The organism is Streptomyces sp. NPDC049627 (assembly GCF_044465645.1).
Lineage (GTDB): Bacteria > Actinomycetota > Actinomycetes > Streptomycetales > Streptomycetaceae > Streptomyces.
The window spans coordinates 120,498-135,798 of sequence record NZ_JBITLW010000016.1 but is presented as its reverse complement, the minus strand read 5'-3'; the positions used below and the strand labels follow the sequence as shown (position 1 = coordinate 135,798).

At 70.6% G+C, this 15,301-nt stretch carries 13 protein-coding genes; 6 read left to right on the top strand and 7 right to left on the bottom strand.

Going from position 1 to position 15,301, the window contains the following annotated elements; all coding sequences use genetic code 11:
- The first annotated feature begins 71 nt into the window (after positions 1-71).
- Positions 72-806 (top strand): hypothetical protein, encoded by a 735-nt coding sequence (locus ACIBU0_RS36540; RefSeq protein WP_398827337.1) that lies wholly within the window; start codon positions 72-74, stop codon positions 804-806.
- On the opposite strand, the gene ACIBU0_RS36535 is transcribed toward ACIBU0_RS36540, so the two are convergent.
- The gene (locus tag ACIBU0_RS36535) at positions 752-1,480 is read right to left on the bottom strand and encodes a 3-keto-5-aminohexanoate cleavage protein (RefSeq protein ID WP_398827335.1); all 729 of its coding nucleotides are present in this window, start codon (positions 1,478-1,480) and stop codon (positions 752-754) included. The genes ACIBU0_RS36540 and ACIBU0_RS36535 overlap by 55 nt on opposite strands.
- A gap of 65 nt (positions 1,481-1,545) precedes the next feature.
- A complete protein-coding gene (locus ACIBU0_RS36530) occupies positions 1,546-2,151 on the bottom strand; it encodes a hypothetical protein (protein ID WP_398827333.1) in 606 nt (201 codons plus the stop codon).
- Between the two features lie 231 nt (positions 2,152-2,382).
- Here ACIBU0_RS36530 and ACIBU0_RS36525 point away from each other — a divergent pair, with 231 nt between their 5' ends.
- A complete protein-coding gene (locus tag ACIBU0_RS36525) occupies positions 2,383-5,181 on the top strand; it encodes a penicillin acylase family protein (RefSeq protein WP_398827331.1) in 2,799 nt (932 codons plus the stop codon).
- Between the two features lie 29 nt (positions 5,182-5,210).
- Here ACIBU0_RS36525 and ACIBU0_RS36520 read toward each other — a convergent pair whose 3' ends face one another.
- Positions 5,211-6,539, bottom strand: coding sequence for a serine-threonine protein kinase (locus tag ACIBU0_RS36520; RefSeq protein WP_398827329.1), 1,329 nt, complete (start codon positions 6,537-6,539; stop codon positions 5,211-5,213).
- A 107-nt stretch (positions 6,540-6,646) separates the two neighbouring features.
- Positions 6,647-7,885 carry an exo-beta-N-acetylmuramidase NamZ domain-containing protein gene (locus tag ACIBU0_RS36515; RefSeq protein WP_398827327.1) on the bottom strand — a complete coding sequence of 413 codons (1,239 nt, stop codon included), beginning with the start codon at positions 7,883-7,885 and terminating at the stop codon, positions 6,647-6,649.
- A 162-nt stretch (positions 7,886-8,047) separates the two neighbouring features.
- Between ACIBU0_RS36515 and ACIBU0_RS36510 the strand changes: the two genes are divergently transcribed.
- From ACIBU0_RS36510 to ACIBU0_RS36500, 3 genes are read left to right on the top strand one after another with little or no spacing between them, the layout of a single operon-like run.
- Positions 8,048-8,821 (top strand): SDR family oxidoreductase, encoded by a 774-nt coding sequence (locus ACIBU0_RS36510; RefSeq protein ID WP_398827325.1) that lies wholly within the window; start codon positions 8,048-8,050, stop codon positions 8,819-8,821.
- Complete coding sequence (locus ACIBU0_RS36505; RefSeq protein WP_398827323.1) at positions 8,818-10,482, top strand: class I adenylate-forming enzyme family protein; 1,665 nt, start codon at positions 8,818-8,820, stop codon at positions 10,480-10,482. The genes ACIBU0_RS36510 and ACIBU0_RS36505 overlap by 4 nt, the downstream gene beginning before the upstream one ends.
- A gap of 54 nt (positions 10,483-10,536) precedes the next feature.
- Complete coding sequence (locus ACIBU0_RS36500; RefSeq protein ID WP_398827321.1) at positions 10,537-11,130, top strand: TetR/AcrR family transcriptional regulator; 594 nt, start codon at positions 10,537-10,539, stop codon at positions 11,128-11,130.
- 67 nt (positions 11,131-11,197) lie between these two features.
- Here the strand turns inward: ACIBU0_RS36500 and ACIBU0_RS36495 are convergent, their stop codons facing one another.
- The 3 genes from ACIBU0_RS36495 to ACIBU0_RS36485 all read right to left on the bottom strand — a co-directional run bounded on the left by ACIBU0_RS36495 (position 11,198) and on the right by ACIBU0_RS36485 (position 13,947).
- Positions 11,198-12,412 (bottom strand): acyl-CoA dehydrogenase family protein, encoded by a 1,215-nt coding sequence (locus tag ACIBU0_RS36495; protein ID WP_398827319.1) that lies wholly within the window; start codon positions 12,410-12,412, stop codon positions 11,198-11,200.
- Positions 12,413-12,418: 6 nt separating this feature from the next.
- Complete coding sequence (locus tag ACIBU0_RS36490) at positions 12,419-13,453, bottom strand: phosphotransferase family protein (protein ID WP_398827317.1); 1,035 nt, start codon at positions 13,451-13,453, stop codon at positions 12,419-12,421.
- Positions 13,454-13,650: 197 nt separating this feature from the next.
- Positions 13,651-13,947 (bottom strand): hypothetical protein, encoded by a 297-nt coding sequence (locus ACIBU0_RS36485; protein ID WP_398827315.1) that lies wholly within the window; start codon positions 13,945-13,947, stop codon positions 13,651-13,653.
- A 111-nt stretch (positions 13,948-14,058) separates the two neighbouring features.
- On the opposite strand from ACIBU0_RS36485, the gene ACIBU0_RS36480 reads away from it, so the two are divergent.
- Positions 14,059-15,036, top strand: coding sequence for an NADP-dependent oxidoreductase (locus ACIBU0_RS36480; RefSeq protein ID WP_398827313.1), 978 nt, complete (start codon positions 14,059-14,061; stop codon positions 15,034-15,036).
- Positions 15,037-15,301: the final 265 nt, after the last annotated feature.

Genomic DNA, 15,301 nt, shown 5'->3' with positions numbered 1-15,301 from the left:
GTATCGTCGCGATCTTCGGCCGGCGGCTGCGGTACCGCGCCGTGCACGGAGTCCTGACGGGTCGACCTCCCATGCCCTCACCTGCCCTCGCCGCCGCCGTTGCGGACATAGAGACGGTTTTCAACGGCTTCGCGAGCCCCACCGAGACCGGTTGTGAACACTGCTTCCACCCGGACGACATCGTGTATCTGCGCACGCCGTACACCCGGGTCCCCGCCGATCTGCTGCGCATCTTCGCCTTCAAGGACCCCCTTCACTTCGAGGACCACGCCGCCGTCATGCGGCGCCTGCTGCCGCAGACCGCGCGGGCGATGGCCGACGGCAGTTTCGACGGAGTCGGCTGGGGCGCCCATGGTCTGAGCCGGGTGGACTGGCGCGCCTGGCCCGCCGGTCAGGCGGCTGCCGTCGAGGCGTTCGTGCACGCGTGGTGGCAGGACGTCCTCACGACACCCGAGCCGTCGTACCCCGTCCATGACGTGTTCGAGACGTGCGCCACGATCCTGCGCAGCATGACCCCCTTGCTCGACCGGTTCGAAGCGCACCCCATGGCGGACATCCACCTCGTGAGCTGCGCGAAGGAGTGGCTGTACCACCTGGATCTCGACGACTCGCCGCTGGGCTGGTGGTACCACGGCGACGAGGACGCCGTCGTCGCCGAACTCCAGGCCTGGCTCACCCGGCACGCCCCCGCCCGTCTCCGTGCCCAAGGCGAGCCCGACCTCGCCACACGCGCCGAACTGCTCGCCCTGCCCTACGACGAACGCTGGGCCCACCCGTACTGGACCAACCCCTCGGCCACCAACTGAGCGTTGGACACCGCCCGTTCCCCGTCCGGCAGGACCAGCGTGTCCTCCAGGCCGATGCGCGTCGCCAGCCCCAGCCGCCCCGCCAGCCGCAGCACCGGCCACGCACCCCCGTCCTCGCCGTGCAGCAGCACGGGGCGGGGGAGCGCCGGCCCGAGGTCGGCCAGGAGCGCACGCGCGGAGTCCTCGGCCGTCTCCGCCGACGTGTCCGTCACTTCCGCGAGCACGCGCAGCACTCTCGGACCCAGTGGCGAGGCGGCGAACCGCGCCGCCCCGTCGGTGCCGGACCAGATGCCCGCCTCCACGCCGATGCCCCGCTCCATCAGCGCGGCCGCCACCTCCTCGGCGCCCGGCTCGTGCCAGTTGACCGAGGCATGGTCCGGCAGCGTCGTCCAGCTCCGAACACGCTCCAGCCGGGCCGCGGGATCAGGCTCCGCCCATGCGCCCGTGGTCACACCGACCGGCACCGACACCCTGGCCCGTATCGCATCGAGCACCGGGGCGAGCACACGCGGCGACAGACTGTCCCGTCCGCAGGGGGTCTTGGGGTGGACATGGATGTCCGTGGCCCCGGCCGCGACGGCCTCGGCGGCGGACTCGGCCATGGCCTCCGGTGAAAGGGGCACCATCGCCCCGTCGGCGCTTCCCCGGGGCCCGTTCAGACAGACCTGGATCATGTCTCGATGGTGCCGGACACCACTGACAAGAGGGGGTGCGGCATCCCCGGCGCACCCCCGTCGTACTAGGCGGACACGAGCAGTCGCCGTTCGCGCCGCGACACCGCCAGCGCTTCGGGCGTGAGAACCGGACGCGGCACCACGATTCCGCAGCCCGTGCAGACCGGGCCCGACGACGGTTCATGGGCCAGGTCGTACTTCCAGATCAGCTGCTCCCCGCCGCACACCGGGCACTCCGCACCCGGTTCGCGCTCCAGCGCGGAGATCAGCCGGCGCAGCACCTCGGCCAGCGGTTCATGCGGGTGGACCCCGGGGTCGTCGCACCAGGCCACGCCGAAACCGCCCCAGGTCAGCCGGTGCCAGTCATCCACACTGCCCGGCCTGCGCAGTCCGTCGTGCTTCTCCTTCTTGCGCCGCTCGGCGAACTCGACCTCATAGGCCAGCCAGACCGAACGCGCCTCCTCCAGCTCGTCCAACGCGGCCACGAGCCGCGCCGGATCGGGGGACCGGTCCTCCGGACCGAACCCTGCCCGGGAGCACAAGTGGTCCCAGGTCGCCCTGTGCCCGTAAGGAGCGAACCGCTCAAGGCACTTACGCAGTGAGTAGCGCCGCAGCGCGAGATCGCACCGCGGATCGCGCACCTGTCTCGCCAGACTCCGGAAACCGGCCATCGCCCTGCACCTCCGTCACACCTGCACCTGTACTTCGGTCACTTCGGCGTCACCACACGGACTTCGCGCGGCGTTGACGAATAGACGTATCGACAAGCGATTCGGCTCCATCCGATTTCCGATGACCTCCATCGCGGATCTTGGTGACTCCAAAAAGTGACGCATGTTCATCTTCAATCCCGGGGATACCGCCGGTAACATCCCGGCTCACCCTCGTCGGTAGGAGCTGCCATGCCACGGCGTACCCCCCGCAACGCCCCAGCCGGACTGAGAACTCCCGGCAGATTCCACGGGTTCCTGAAGACCGCATCCGTATGCGCACTGATTGCCGGTCTTTTGTCGCCACTTTCCCAAGCGGTGGCCGCGCCCGCGACAGCGGTGGCCGAGGCGACGGCCGCCAACGACCACTGCGGCAACCAGTGCTCCGACATCCTGCCGCCGGGCCAGAACGGCAACGCCACCCTCGCCCAGATCCTGCTCAACCAGGCCTTCGGCAGCATGCCCGAGCACGCCTCGGACCAGCTGGGCCCCTACGCGAACCTGGCCAAGGGCTACTCCGGGCTCACCAATGCCACGATCAACAACTTCTTCAACGACGCCTCGTTCGGCGTCCCCTCCGACCAAGTCGCCTCCACCGTGAAGCCCGCGGGCCGCAGCGACGTGACGATCGTCCGTGACAAGAAGACGGGCGTACCGCACATCACCGGTACCACCAGATACGGCACGGAGTTCGGCGCGGGCTATGCCGCCGCCCAGGACCGGCTGTGGCTGATGGACGTCTTCCGGCACGTCGGCCGCGGCCGGCTGACCTCCTTCGCGGGCGGCGCGCCCTCCAACCAGGGCCTGGAGCAGCAGTTCTGGCGCAACGCGCCCTACACCGAGGCCGATCTGCAGGCCCAGATCGACAACGCCGTCGCCTCCAACGGCGAGCGCGGCCAACTGGCCATCGCCGACGCCAAGGCCTATCTCGACGGCATCAACGCCTACATAGACGCCTCCGACAGCGGCCGCTACTTCCCCGGCGAATACGTCCTGACCGGCCACAAGGACTCCATCACCAACGCCGGTACGATCGAGCACTTCAAGATCACCGACCTGGTGGCGCTCGGCTCGGTCATCGGCGCGCTGTTCGGCTCCGGAGGCGGCGGCGAGGTCAACAACGCGATCTCCCTGCTGGCCGCGCAGGAGAAGTACGGCGTGGCCGAGGGAACGAAGCTCTGGGAGTCGTTCCGTGAGCGCAACGACCCCGAGGCCGTCGTCACCGTCCACGACAAGAGCTTCCCGTACGCGACCAAGCCCGCCGACCCGCAGGGCGGGGCCTTGCCCGACGCCGGCTCGGTCAGCGAGGAACAACTCGTCTACGACCGTACGGGCAGCGCGGCAGGCTCAGCCGCGACCGGCGCCTCGCGCACGGCGGCCAAGACCGCCACGACCTCCGCCAAGCGGGGCATGTCCAACGCCCTGGTGGTGAGCGGCAAGCACACCGCCAGCGGCCACCCGGTCGCCGTCTTCGGCCCGCAGACCGGCTACTTCGCGCCCCAGCTCCTCCTGCTCCAGGAGATCCAGGGCCCGGGCATCAGCGCCCGCGGTGCCTCCTTCGCCGGGCTGAGCATGTACGTCGAGCTGGGCCGCGGCCAGGACTACTCGTGGAGCGCCACCACCTCCGGCCAGGACATCGTCGACACCTACGCCGTCGAGCTGTGCCAGGACGACTACCACTACCTCTACCGCGGCACCTGCACGGCGATGGACAAGGTCGAGCAGAAGAACGCCTGGAAGCCGACGACCGCCGACAGCACCCCCGAGGGCTCGTACACGATGCGGGTCTGGCGTACGAAGTACGGTCCCGTCACGCATCGCGCGACCGTCGGCGGCAAGAAGGTCGCCTACACCACCCTGCGCTCGTCCTACCTGCACGAGGCCGACTCGATCATCGGCTTCCAGATGCTGAACGACCCGGACTACGTCAAGGGCCCGGAGGACTTCCAGAAGGCGGTCCAGCACATCAACTACACCTTCAACTGGTTCTACGCCGACTCCCAGCACACCGCCTACTACAACAGCGGCGACAACCCGGTACGGGCGACCGGCGTGGACGCGGAGTTCCCGGTGTGGGCGCAGCCGGCGTACGAGTGGCGCGGCTGGGACCCGGCGACGAACACCGCGCAGTACACCCCGCCCTCGGCCCACCCCAACTCCATCGACCAGGACTACTACATCTCCTGGAACAACAAGCAGGCCAAGGAGTACACGACCGCGCCCTGGGGCGACGGCTCGGTCCACCGCGGCAACCTGCTGGAGAACCGGGTGAGGAAACTGGTCGCCGCGGGCGGCGTGACCCGGGCCTCGCTGGTGAAGGCCATGGCGGACGCGGGGCTGGCCGACCTGCGGGCCGAGGACGTGTTGCCGGACCTGCTGAAGGTCGTCAACAGCTCCCCGGTGACCGACACCACGGCCGCCGCGGCGGTGGGCAAGCTCCAGTCCTGGGTGGCCGCGGGCGGCAAGCGCACCGAGACGTCGGCCGGGTCGAAGACGTACGCCGACGCCGACGCGGTCCGCATCCTGGACGCCTGGTGGCCGCTGCTGGTCAAGGCCGAGTTCGAACCGGGTCTCGGCAGCGAGCTGTACGCCGCGATGACCGCCAACCTGCCCGTCGACGAGTCCCCGTCGGCCGCACACGGCCCGACCGGCTCGCACGCCGGTAGCTCCTTCCAGTACGGCTGGTGGAGCTATGTCGACAAGGACATGCGGGCCGTGCTCGGGGAGTCGGTGCAGGGCCCGCTCGACCGCGAGTACTGCGGCGGCGGCAGCCTCAGCGCCTGCCGGGACATCCTGATCAGCACCCTGAAGGAGGCGGCCGGCCAGACCGCGGCCCAGGTCTACCCCGGCGACGACCAGTGCTCGGCGGGCGACCAGTGGTGCGCCGACTCGATCGTCCAGCGCACCCTGGGCGGCATCAAGCACGGCAGGATCAGCTGGCAGAACCGGCCGACGTATCAGCAGGTCGTGGAGTTCACGTCACACAGGTGACGAGTGCCGGGTAAGTGGTCGGCGGCGGGTCACCCGATGCGGCCCGCCGCCAGCACCACCTGCGCCAGCTCCCGGTGCACGATGTCGCTGTGCGCCCCCGCCGGCGGCCCGCCACGCCGTACGACGCCTGCCGCGTCGACGTTCACGCACCCCGACGTCGGCAGAGGCGCCCCGAGTGCGTCGGCCAGCTTCAGCGACCGCGTCCCCGGGACCGCCTGCACCCCGTCGTGCCCCATCGCACCCCACTTGGCCCCCAGCATCCGGCCGATGGCGAGGGGCGCGACCCCGCGCGCGTCCCCCGCCATGCGGGAGGCCAGCGGATACATCGTGGACAGCGCCGCGTCATGCCGCGAATAGCAGCACACCAGCGGTCCGTCGATCCGGTTGTGCTGGCCCTCCAGCACACCGCCCGCCCGGGCGTCGTGCGGCAGCCGCGACGCGAACGCGTAGTGCGAGAAGGCGCCTTGGAGCAGCGTCACGGACTTCACCGCGCGCACGCCCTTCGGCAGGCCCCGCAACGCGAAGGACACCAGCCGCGCACCGAAACTGTGCCCGACCAGATGCACCCGCACCTCGGACTCCCGCGCGGCCAGCTGCCCGATCACCCGGCCGAGCCCGCGCTCACCGACCGTGCCCGCGCGGCGCTTCATGGCGTAGTACGTCGCCTGCCGCAGCAGTTCGTGCGCGCCCTCCCACGGGTTCGGCAACGAGAACGAGGCCGCACCGTCCGGCGCGCCGTCGGGCGACTCCAGATGCGTCAGCGCCTGCGCGAACTCCTCGCACACGGCGGCCGTGGCCCCCGAGAACATGTCCGGCGAGCTCTGCGGCACCCCCTCCGCCAGCGTGTCCGCCGCGAACAGCACCTGCGGCCCCGGCGGCACTACGTCCACGAGCAGCCGCACCAGCCGCCCGAACTCCTCCAACTCCGCCTCCTCGCGCGGCTGCTGGTCCAGCATCCGCGCTATCTGGTCGATCACGGTGGCCCGCCCCGGGAACGTCTCCAGCAGGGCGTGCCGGGTGTCCTTGTCCAGCGCCGGCCGCGGCGGCAGTTCGGCCGCCACGGCCCGCGGAAAGTCCGGGATCGGCTCGTCCGAGAACCGCATCGACGGCCAGACCACGCCGACGTACCCGATCTTCGCCGCCGGAGCGAGCTGTGGGATCGGCGCGAAGAAGCGGTCGTAGAGCCGGGTCGCGCCCGAGCGGTCGTTGTTCCAGCCGTGCGCGAAGACGATCAGGTCACGGACGTGGTGCTGTGTCACTCCGGCCAGCAGCCGGTCCCGCTTCCCGGCGTCCGGATCGCCGTCCGCGTCGAAGGTCAGCTCCCAGTAAGGAGTCACGCTCACTGCCGGATCCGCCATGACAGGCCCCCTCGTCCCCCGAAGTGGTGCGATACGGCCGCATCGTCCTGCTAACGGGCGTGATTGGCCATACGTCGTCACTCATCCGGGGTGCGGATTCGCGGCGGTCATTTGTACAGCAGGTACTCCTTGCGCATCCGCCGGAACGCCGCCAGCTCCTGCTGCCAGCCCGCCACCACCTCGCCGGTGCTCGCGCCCGCGTCGATCATCGTGCGCACCCGCGTGGAGCCGGTGAGCTTGTCGATCCAGTTGTCGGAGCGCCAAGCGAAGCCGTTCCAGGCCTTCTTGGCGCTCACCAGCAGGGCGATTCCGGTGCGGACGGGGTCGTACGCGGCGCGGTCGTGCACATGGATCTGTACGCCGCCGACGGTCTTTCCCTGGAACTTGGAGAACGTGGGCGCGAAGTAGGCCTCCCTGAAGTGCACCCCGGGAAGGCCGAGTTCGTTCGCGGCCGCCGCCCAGCGGCCGTCGATGCCTTCCGCGCCGAGCAGTTCGAAGGGGCGGGTGGTGCCGCGTCCCTCCGACAGGTTCGTGCCCTCGAAGAGGCAGGTGCCCGCGTACACGAGGGCGGTGTCCGGGGTCGGCATGTTCGGGCTCGGCGGCACCCAGGGCAGTCCGGAGGCGTCGTAGAAGTCGGACCGCCGCCAGCCCGTCATCCGTACGGTCTCCAGCGGCACGGGGGTGCCGAGGAACTCCCCGTTGAAGAGGTGGGCCAGTTCCGCGACCGTCATTCCGTGCGCCTGCGAGATCGGTTGCCGGCCGACGAAGGTCGCGAACTCCTTGTGGAGGACGGGGCCTTGCGCCGCCCGTCCGGTCACCGGGTTCGGGCGGTCCAGCACGACGAAGCGCTTGCCCGCCAGCTGGGCCGCCTCCATGCAGTCGTAGAGGGTCCAGATGTACGTGTAGAAGCGTGCGCCGACGTCCTGGATGTCGAAGACGACCGTGTCGACGCCGGACGCGGTGAAGATGTCGGCGAGGGGGCGGCCGCTCTTGAGGTACGTGTCGTAGACCGGGAGCCCGGTCGCCGGGTCGTCGTAGCGGCCCTCCGAGCCGCCGGCCTGGGCGGTGCCTCTGAAGCCGTGCTCGGGGCCGAAGACGGCGATGAGGTTCACCCGGTCGTCGGCATGCATGACGTCGACGATGTGGCGGACGTCGCGGGTCACGCCGGTGGGGTTCGTGACGATTCCGACGCGCCGGCCGTCGAGGAGTGCGTAGCCTTCGGCGGAGAGACGCTCGAAGCCGGTGCGTGGTTGTCTGCGGGGCTCGGCTGCGGAGGCTGGGGGTGCCGAAGTCAGGGTTGCTGCTGCCGTTGTCGCTGCGAGGAGAGCTCGTCTGGATAGGCGCATGGGGGGCACGGTATTGCTCCCGCAGGTTGTGGGAAAGGTGCCGGTGGTTCGTGGCTTGTCGCGCAGTTCCCCGCGCCCCTTACGGCGTTGCAGTCGCCCCTTTCCAGTTACATACCGACCGGTTAGTCTGGCCTCGCAGTGGAGCCGCGTCGAAGGAGACCGATGGTGGAAGCCTTGCAGGATGCCGGAGTGGTCGTCACCGGGGCGGGAGGCGGGATCGGCGCAGCCCTTGCTCGGCGGTTCGCCGCTGAAGGAGCCCGGGTCGTTGTCAATGATCTGGACGCCGACAAGGCGAAGGCCGTCGCCGGCGAGATCGGCGGCATCGCGGTCCCCGGCGACGCCTCCGCCATCGTCGACGCCGCTCGTGACGCCCTCGGCGGTACCGTCGACGTCTACTGCGCCAACGCCGGGGTCGCCTTCGGCGGCCCGGGCATCGATGATCTCGCCGACGACAAGGCCTGGTCGCTGTCCTGGGACGTCAACGTCATGGCACACGTGCGTGCAGCCCATGAGCTGCTCCCCGCCTGGCTGGAGCGCGGCAGTGGGCGGTTCGTCTCCACCGTCTCCGCCGCCGGACTGCTCACCATGATCGGGGCCGCGCCCTACGCCGTCACCAAGCACGGTGCCTATGCCTTCGCCGAGTACCTCTCCCTGACGTACCGCCATCGCGGCCTGAAGGTGCACGCCATCTGCCCGCAGGGTGTGCGCACCGACATGCTCGACGCCACCGGCAGTGCAGGCGACCTCGTGCTCAAGCCCACCGCCATCGCGCCGGAGGACGTCGCGGACGCCCTGTTCAAGGGCATGGCGGAGGACCGCTTCCTGATCCTGCCGCATCCCGAGGTCGCCGGCTACTACCAGGCGCGGGCCGCCGAGCCCGACCGCTGGCTGGCCGGTATGAACCACATCCAGCAGAAGTGGGAGGAGACCCTGTGACCGGCTCCCGATACGCGGCCAAGCCCTGGCTGGCCCTCCTCAGCGACCCCCAGCGCGCCCCCATCCAGCCCGAGGACTCCCTCGTGCACGCCCTGCGCCGGGCCGCCGCCGAGCATCCGGACCGCACGTTCCTCGCCTATTTCGACGGCCGGCTCTCCTACCGCGAGGTCGACGAGCTCAGCGACTCCGTCGCCGGGCACCTCGCCGCCCGCGGCCTGGAGCGCGGCGACCGCGTGGCGATCCTGCTGCAGAACTCCCCGCACTTCGTGCTCGCCCTGCTCGGCGCCTGGAAGGCCGGGGCGATCGTCGTGCCCGTCAACCCGATGTACAAGTCGGGGGAGGTGGCGCACGTCCTGCGGGACGGCGAGGTGGCCGCGCTGATCTGCTCCGACCGGGCCTGGGAGTCGTATCTGCGCGAGACGGCGGCCGGCTCGCCGGTGCGGATCGTGCTCACCGGGTGCGAGCTGGACTTCCAGACGCGCAACGACGCGCGCGTGCTGACCTTCGAGCGGCTGCCGCAGGCCGATGACGCCGACGACCTGACGGGCGTCGCGCGTGCCGGCCACAAGGCGCCGCAGGGGCGCGACGCGGAGCCGTCCGACATCGCGCTGATCAGCTACACCTCGGGCACCAGCGGCACCCCGAAGGGCGCCACCAACACGCACGGCAACATCATGTACAACGCCGAGCGGCAGCGGACCGGCCTGGAACTGCCCGACCCGCCCGTCTACTTCGCGCTGGCGCCCCTGTTCCACATCACCGGCATGGTCTGCCAGCTCGGCGCCTGCCTCGACAGCGCGGGGACGCTCGTGCTGGCGTACCGCTTCGAGGCCGGGGTGCTGCTCGACGCGTTCGCCGAGCACGGGCCGCACTACACCGTCGGCCCGTCGACCGCCTTCATGGCGCTCGCCGCGCACCCGGCCGTCACCCGGGACCACTTCACCTCCTTCCGGATGATCTCCTCCGGCGGCGCCCCGCTGCCGCCCGCCCTGGTGGAGAAGTTCCGGGCCGGCTTCGGGCCGTACATCCGCAACGGCTACGGCCTCACCGAGTGCACCGCCCCCTGCGCCTCCGTCCCGCCGGGCCTGGAGGCCCCCGTCGACCCGGTCTCCGGGACGCTCGCCGTGGGCCTGCCGGGGCCCGACACGGTCGTACGGATCGTCGACGAGCAGGGCGCGGAAGTGCCGTTCGGCGAACAGGGCGAGATCGTCGTACGGGGGCCGCAGGTCGTCCCGGGCTACTGGCGGCGCCCGGACGCCACCGCCGAGACCTTCCCGGACGGCGAGCTGCGCACCGGTGACATCGGCTTCATGGACGAGCAGGGCTGGCTGTACGTCGTCGACCGCAAGAAGGACATGATCAACGCGTCCGGCTTCAAGGTGTGGCCGCGCGAGGTCGAGGACGTGCTCTACACGCACCCGGCGGTGCGCGAGGCGGCCGTCGTCGGGGTGCCCGACGGGTACCGCGGGGAGACCGTCAAGGCGTACATCAGCCTCCGTCCGGGTGCGGAAACGGACCCCGACGCACTCGCCGCGTACTGCAAGGAGAGACTGGCCGCCTACAAATATCCGCGCCAGGTGGAGATCCTGCCCGACTTGCCCAAGACGGCAAGTGGGAAGATCCTCCGTCGGGAGCTTCGTTCCCGTGGCAACGACGGCTAGACGAACGACTGCCGGACAACAAGCAGACATCTCGGAAGGGCAGGTGGCGGCACAGTGGCCAGGACGACGGACGGAGACGGTACGCCCGTCCCGCAGCGGCTGCTCGCCGCCGCCACCCGGCTCTTCGCCGAGCAGGGGTACGACCGCACCTCGGTGCAGGAGATCGTCGAGGCGGCGGGCGTCACCAAGGGGGCGCTGTACCACTACTTCGGCTCCAAGGACGACCTGCTGCACGAGGTGTACGCGCGCGTGCTGCGCCTCCAGCAGGAGCGCCTGGACGCCTTCGCGCAGGCCGACGAGCCGGTCGAGAAGCGGCTGCGGGCCGCGGCGGCGGATGTCGTGGTGACGACCATCGACAACCTCGACGACGCGTCGATCTTCTGGCGGTCGATGCACCACCTGAGCCCGGAGAAGAACAAGCAGGTGCGCGCCGAGCGCCGGCGCTACCACGAACGCTTCCGTGCGCTCATCGAGGAGGGCCAGGAGGCGGGCGTCTTCTCCAAGGCGACCCCGGCCGACCTCGTGGTGGACTACCACTTCGGTTCCGTCCACCACCTGTCGACCTGGTACCGCCCCGACGGCCCGATGGGCCCCCAGGAGGTCGCCGACCACCTGGCCGACCTGCTGCTGCGGGCACTGCGGCCGTAACCGCCGCATACGTGGGCACGTGTAAGGGGCGACCGCCCATGGCGGTCGCCCCTTACACGTGGTCCCTCTAGAGGTACTTCTTCAGCTCCCGCCGCGCCAGCGACCGCTGATGCACCTCGTCCGGCCCGTCGGCGATCATCAGGGTCCGGGCGGCGGCGTACAGCTCGGCCAGCGGGAAGTCCTGGCTGACACCACCCGCGCCGTGCAACTGGATCGCCCGGTCGATGATGTCGACGACGGCCCGCGGAGTGGCGATCTTGATGGACTGGATCTCGGTGTGGGCGCCCTTGTTGCCGACGGTGTCCATCAGCCAGGCCGTCTTCAGCACCAGCAGCCGCAGCTGCTCGACCTGCACGCGCGCGTCCGCGATCCAGTTGTGCACCACGCCCTGCTGGGCCAGCGCCTTGCCGAAGGCCGTACGGGCCACGGCCCGCCTGCACATCAGCTCGATCGCCCGCTCGGCCATGCCGATCAGCCGCATGCAGTGGTGGATACGGCCGGGCCCGAGACGGGCCTGGGCGATGGCGAAGCCGCCGCCCTCCTCGCCGATCAGGTTGGTGACCGGCACGCGCGCGTGGTCGAAGATCACCTCGGCGTGGCCGCCGTGGTAGTGGTCCTCGTAGCCGAAGACCTGCATCGCGCGCTTGACCGTCACGCCCGGGGTGTCGCGGGGGACGAGGACCATGGACTGCTGGCGGCGGATGTCGTCGCCGTCCGGGTCCGTCTTGCCCATCACGATGAAGATCTTGCAGTCCGGGTTCATCGCCCCGGAGATGTACCACTTGCGGCCGGTGATGACGTACTCGTCGCCGTCCCGCTCGATGTGCGTGGTGATGTTGGTGGCGTCGGAGGAGGCCACCTCCGGCTCGGTCATGGCGAACGCCGAGCGGATCTCACCGGCCAGCAGCGGCTGAAGCCACTGCTTCTTCTGCTGCTCGTCACCGAACTGCGCCAGCACCTCCATGTTGCCCGTGTCGGGCGCCGCGCAGTTCAGCGCGGTGGGCGCCAGCTGCGGTGAGCGGCCGGTGATCTCGGCCAGCGGGGCGTACTGGAGGTTGGTGAGGCCGGCGCCGTGCTCGGCGTCGGGGAGGAAGAGGTTCCACAGGCCCTGCCTGCGCGCCTGAGCCTTGAGCTCCTCGACCACGGCCGGGGTGTCCCAGGGGGAGGCCAGTTCGGCCCGCTGTTCCTCCGCCACGGCCTCGGCCGGATAGACGTACTCGTCCATGAAGGCCAGCAGCTTGGCGCGCAGCTCCTCGGTGCGTGCGTCGAACGCGAAGTCCATGTCCCGTCAGCCTTCCTGGGTGCCTTCTCGAAGAGTGGTCAGACCGTGCTCGATGAAGACCGGGACGAGGTCGCCGATGCGGTCGAAGCCGTGGCCGACCGTCCGGCCGAGCGTGTAGCGGTAGTGGATGCCCTCCAGGATCACGGCGAGCTTGAACCAGGCGAACGCCGTGTACCAGGAGACCGCCGACACGTCGCGTCCCGAGCGCGCGGCGTACCGCTCGATCAGCTCGGCCGGGTCCGGGTGCCCCGGGGCCTGAGCCGTGGTGGAGACGGGGGAGTCCGGCATCTCGAGCGGCATGCTGTACATCACCAGCAGACCCAGGTCGGTGAGCGGGTCACCGAGCGTGGACATCTCCCAGTCGAGGATGGCCTTGATGCGGTCGTCCGCACCGATGAGCACGTTGTCGAGCCGGTAGTCGCCGTGCACGACCGCGGGAGCGGGGGAGGCGGGCAGCCGCCGTCCGAGCGTCGCGTGCAGCTCGTCGATGCCGGCCAGCTCACGGTTGCGGGAGGCGTCCAGCTGCTTGCCCCAGCGGCGCAGCTGCCGGTCCAGGAAGCCCTCGGGGCGGCCGAAGTCCTCCAGGCCCACGGACGCCGGCTCCACCGCGTGCAGCTCGACGAGCGTGTCCACCAGCGACAGCACCGCTCCCCGGGTGCGCTCCGGGCCGAGCGGGGCCAGCTGGTCGGCCGTGCGGTACGGGGTGCCCTCGACGAACTCCATGACGTAGAACGGCGCCCCGAGCACCTCCTCGTCCTCGCACAGCAGCACCGGCGTCGGCACCGGCACGTTCGTCGGGTGCAGCGCGCTGATGACCCGGTGTTCGCGCTTCATGTCGTGCGCGGTGGCGAGGACATGGCCGAGCGGGGGCCGCCGTACGACCCACTTCGAGGTGCCGTCGGAGACCGTGTAGGTGAGGTTGGACCGTCCGCCCTCGATCAGCCGGCCGGTCAGCGGACCCTGCACCAGGCCGGGCCGCTCCCGCTCGAGCAGGCCGCGCAGCCGGTCGAGATCGAGTCCGGGCGGATGGTCGGGGCTCATACGTCGCTCCTCAAGCAGGTGAACGGGACCTGACTCATGATGCCGACCAGTCGGTATGTAGTCCAGTGGGGGAGGCGAACGTGATCGGGCCCACGATAAGCCGACAGCTCCCCGCGCGGAGCGCCGGGGAGCTGTCGGGAATCCGTCGGGGTGGATTCTCGGCCGGTACAGCCGAGTCGGCGGGGCCTCGTGAGGGCTCAGTGGTCGTCCCAGTGGCCCTCGTGGGCGGCGTGCCGGTGGCCGTCGTGGAGGTAGTCGACGTGGTCGCCGTGCAGGACGCTCTCGTGGCCGCAGTCGGCGCCGTGCTGATGGGCGTGCTCCTCGTGCGTGACATGCCCGTCCGCCTCGCACTCGTCCCAGTGTCCGCCGTGCTCGCGGTGGAGGTGACCGTCGTGCGCGTAGTCGGTGTGGTCGTCGTGCGGCACCGGGGTGTGTCCGCAGTCGGGGCCGTGGGTGTGCGGGTGGGCGGGGTGCTCCACGTGCAGGGTGGTCATGGTGCTCACCTTCGTAGGTGCGGGTTGTGACGTCGACAGGCTGCCACGCGAACGGCGCATATCGGGCTATTCGGCTTGCGTGGCGCACGGCCACCCCGGAGGGTCGGACCCATGAAGGGCATCAGCTACTCAAGCTACGGCGGCCCCGAGGTGCTCGCGTACGGGGATGTGCGCGACCCGCGGGTCGGGCCCGACTCGGTGCTGGTCAAGGTACGGGCGGCGGCGGTCAACCCGGTCGACTGGAAGTGCCGTGAGGGCCACATGGACCGGATGCTCGAGCCGGTCTTCCCGGTGGTCCCCGGCTGGGACGTCTCCGGAGTCGTGGTCCAGCCGGGCGTGTCCGTCACGGAGTTCGGCGTCGGCGACGAGGTCATCGGCTACGTACGCGAGGACCTCCTCTCCCACGGCACCTTCGCCGAGTACGTCGCGGCCCCTGTGCGCACCCTCGCGCGCAAGCCCCGCAACCTCACCTGGGAGGAGGCGGCAGGCCTGCCGCTGGTGGGGCTGACCGCCTATCAGGTCCTGCTCAAGGTGCTCCAGGTCAAGCGTGACGAAACCGTCCTCGTGCACGCCGCGGCCGGCGGCGTGGGCTCGATGGCCGTCCAGCTCGCCCGCCATCTGGGCGCCCGGGTGATCGGTACGGCGAGCGCGCACAACCACGACTACGTCCGCGGCCTCGGCGGCGAGCCGGTCGAGTACGGCGACGGGCTGACCGAGCGGGTGCGCGGGCTGGCGCCCGAAGGCGTGGACGCGGCCTTCGACACGGTCGGCGGGGAGGCGCTGAAGGCCTCGACCAACCTCCTCGCGCCCGAGGGCCGTCTGGTGTCGATCGCCGACCCGGACGTCTTCGACTACGGCGGCCGCTACTACTTCGTCCGCCCCGACGCGGAGGACCTGCTGCGGCTGTCGGAACTGGCGGAGGAGGGCGTGGTGTCCATGCACGTCTCGGAGACGTTCCCGCTGGAACGGACGGCTGATGCCCACCGGCTCAACCAGGAGGGCCGCACACGGGGCAAGATCGTGGTGACGGTCGACTGGGAGACGGAGGAGGCGGCGGCGCCGGAGGGACTGTGGCAGGGGTCGGAGTAGCACGGGCCGACGGGCTCGACTGAAACGGGCCGGCTCCCGGGCTCCGGTGGCGTGGGCCGGCTCCCGGGCTCGGGTGGCGTGGGCCGGCTCCCGGGCTCCGGTGGTGTGGGTGGGCTTGCGGGGGTTTGGTGGTGTGGGTGGGCTCGCGGGGCTCCGGTGGTGTGGGTGGGCTCGCGGGGGTTCGGTGGCGAGCGCGCGCCCAGAGGTCCGGTGGCGAGCGTCGGCTCCCGATGATCCCGCGACGAGACCGTCGCCAGGAATCGGC